2 protein-coding genes and 1 pseudogene are annotated in these 3044 nt (G+C 72.6%); 2 read left to right on the forward strand and 1 reads right to left on the reverse strand.

The annotated features are described in order from the left end of the window. Positions 1 to 708: pseudogene (locus HUW36_RS29520) on the reverse strand (CAP domain-containing protein); the annotation flags it as partial. Between the two features lie 373 nt (positions 709 to 1081). On the opposite strand from HUW36_RS29520, the gene HUW36_RS29525 reads away from it, so the two are divergent. Further along, complete coding sequence (locus HUW36_RS29525) at positions 1082 to 1276, forward strand: hypothetical protein (protein WP_036374707.1); 195 nt, start codon at positions 1082 to 1084, stop codon at positions 1274 to 1276. Positions 1277 to 1588: 312 nt separating this feature from the next. Further along, positions 1589 to 3044: chromosome segregation SMC family protein (locus HUW36_RS29530; protein ID WP_246248386.1), on the forward strand; the 1456-nt coding region annotated here is incomplete at its 3' end.

Genomic DNA, 3044 nt, shown 5'->3' on the forward strand with positions numbered 1-3044 from the left:
CGGCGCGTCCGCGGAGGTCCGCTCGGCCGGCCCGTCGTCGCCGGGCAGCAGGAAGGCGCCCACGCCCAGGCTCACCACCAGGGTCGCCGCGGCGGCGGCCCCGCCGATCACGAACGGGCGGCTCAGCCGCCGCTTCGGGCGGTGGCGGCCGTCGTCGTCGGCGGGGGTGTCGGTCACCGGTTGCCAGGCGGCGGTGGGCTGCTCCCAGGCACCGGCCGGCTGCTCCTCGCCGTTCCACCTGTCGCGGGGCGCGGCGTACGGCCCGGCCGCCTCGAACGGCGTGCCCGGGTGGGTCTCGGCGCCGTACCCGGGCTGGCCGGCGGGGCCGTATCCGGCCTGTGCCGGGGGGCCGTATCCGGCCTGTGCCGCGGGGCCGTATCCGGCCTGGGCGGCGGGGCCGTGACCGGGCTGGGGCTCGGCGGCGTACCCCGGCTGCGCGACGGGGCCGTAGCCGGGTCGCACGGTGGTGGCGTCGGCGTCGCCGTGCAGACCGGTCGGGCCGTGGCCGCGCCGGACGGTGTCGCCGTAGCGGTCGGCGTCGAGGGTGGGCGGCAGGTGGCCGACCGGCGGCTGTCCCGGCTCGTCCCCGAAGAGGTACGACGACCGCGGCTCGGGCCGGTCGGTGAGCCACGCCGGACCCTCGTCGGTCGGCGGCTCGGGGCGCCGGGAGGCGTCCTCCGGTTCGATCGGGTCGGTCCAGCGATACACGCCTGTCCCCTCCACGGGTCGGTTGCGGGCCGGGGTGACGCTACGGGGGCGGTTCGAGCTGCGGCAACGTGGCTAAGAAAGAGTTAAGGCGAACCCCACGCCAAGGGTGAGCCGTTCACACATTCCCGGGCGTACAGTAAAGGCGTCCGGACAGAGCGTGTCCGCGCCTTCTGGCAGCCCCCCGGCGAGTGGCCCGGCCGACGTGGAGATGATCTACGGCCTGCGTCAACTTGACGAAGGAGGGGGGTTCGGCTCAATATATAGGTGTCGCCAGTCGCGCCCAGCCATGCCCCGATACGTCGGGAATGGCAGCCGCGAACATCATGGGCGCGCGTTGGCCGGCCTTTCCGGCAGCGCATATCAAGGAGTCAGCATGGCGAAGGCCCTCTACGGCCACGTAGGTGCAGCGCCCGACCGGCGTCTGCTCGACGAGGTCACCCGACTGCGGTCCAGGGTTCAGGCACTGGAGTTCGAGATCACGCGTCTGCGCGCCGAGAACGATCGGCTTGCGGCGGCAGCGGCGGAGGCGGACGACCTCCTCCGTCTGGCCGAGCCCGCGCTGACCTGATCTCCGGTTGTCGGAAAACTGAATCGCACCACACCGAAAAGCGCGCCGACACTCCTGTGCCGGCGCGCAGCCATGTGCGTACCCCTTTGCTCTTTCCCGCAATTATCGATCTTGCGGATCCGGCCCGGAATTGCGTCCGGGCATATGATCTTGCCGTTTCCGCCACGTCGCGCTCGCGGGCCGGAAAGCGGACACCCCGGCCGTCGGGGTGGGTCGCGTGCCGGCCGCGTCCCGGTCGCGGGTTAGTCTGCGGGTTCACCAGGTCCGCGCAGCCGGCGACGGTACGGCGGCCACCGGACGAGGATCGAGAAGGTGCATCTCAAGAGCCTGACGGTGAAGGGCTTCAAGTCCTTCGCCTCCGCCACGACGTTGAAGCTGGAGCCCGGGATCACCTGTGTGGTGGGCCCGAACGGCTCCGGCAAGTCCAACGTCGTCGACGCGATCGCCTGGGTGCTCGGCGAGCAGGGCGCGAAGGCGCTGCGCGGCGGCAAGATGGAGGACGTCATCTTCGCCGGCACCGCCGGGCGGGCGCCGCTGGGCCGGGCCGAGGTCACCCTCACCATCGACAACACCGACGGCGCGCTGCCGATCGAGTACACCGAGGTCTCCATCACCCGCCGGATGTTCCGTTCCGGCGAGAGCGAGTACGAGATCAACGGTGACTCCTGCCGCCTGCTCGACATCCAGGAGCTGCTCTCCGACTCCGGCATCGGCCGGGAGATGCACATCATCGTCGGGCAGGGCCGGCTCGACGGCATGCTGCACGCCAAGCCGGAGGACCGGCGGTCCTTCATCGAGGAGGCGGCGGGCGTCCTCAAGCACCGCAAGCGCAAGGAGAAGGCGCTGCGGAAGCTCGACGCGATGCAGACCAATCTCAACCGTCTCACCGACCTCACCGCCGAGCTGCGCCGCCAGCTCAAGCCGCTGGGTCGGCAGGCCGAGGTGGCCCGCCGCGCCGCCGCGATCCAGGCCAACCTGCGTGACGCCCGGCTCCGGCTGCTCGCCGACGACCTGCACACGCTGCGGACCACGCTGGACCGGGAGATCGCCGACGAGACCGCGCTGCGCGAACGACGGGAACAGATCGAGGCCGAGCACGGCGAGGTGCAGGGTCGGCTCGGCGAACTGGAGGCGGCCCTGGCCGAGGACGCCCCGCTGCTCGCGGCGGCCCAGGACACCTGGTACCGCCTCTCCGCCCTCCAGGAACGGTTCCGCTCCATCGAGCAGCTCGCCCGGGAACGACTGCGCCACCTCAGCGCCACCGGTGACGACGAGCGCCCGGGCCGCGACCCCGAGCAGCTGGAGGCGGAGTCGCGACGGGTCCGCGACCAGGAGGAGGAACTGCGCGCCGCGCTGACCGAGGACCAGGTCCGCCTGGCCGAGGCGGTCGAGCACCGGCAGGAGCTGGAACGGCAGCTCGCCGCCGCCGAACGGGAGCTGGTCACCGCCGCGAAGGCCATCGCCGACCGGCGCGAGGGGCTGGCCCGGCTGACCGGCCAGGTCAACTCCGCCCGGGCGCGGACCACGAGCGCCGGTGAGGAGATCGAGCGGCTCGCCGCCGCGCACACCGACGCGCTGGGCCGTGCCGAGAAGGCGCAGGCCGACCTGGACGCGGTCGCCGAGCAGTCCACCGAGGCCGACCGGGACAACGCCGACCTGGACGCCCGGCACGCCGAGGCGGTGGCCGTGCACCGATCCGGTGTGGATCCAGTGGGCCACGTTGACCACGGTGGCGGCGAGGTTGTCCGCGTTGTCGAGGTAGTCGGCG

The organism is Micromonospora maritima (assembly GCF_902825405.1).
GTDB lineage: Bacteria > Actinomycetota > Actinomycetes > Mycobacteriales > Micromonosporaceae > Micromonospora > Micromonospora maritima.

What these genes read in the sequence shown, in the direction of transcription:
- HUW36_RS29525 (WP_036374707.1), top strand. Translation starts at nt 1,082, where the DNA reads ATGGCGAAGGCCCTCTACGGCCACGTAGGTGCAGCGCCCGACCGGCGT.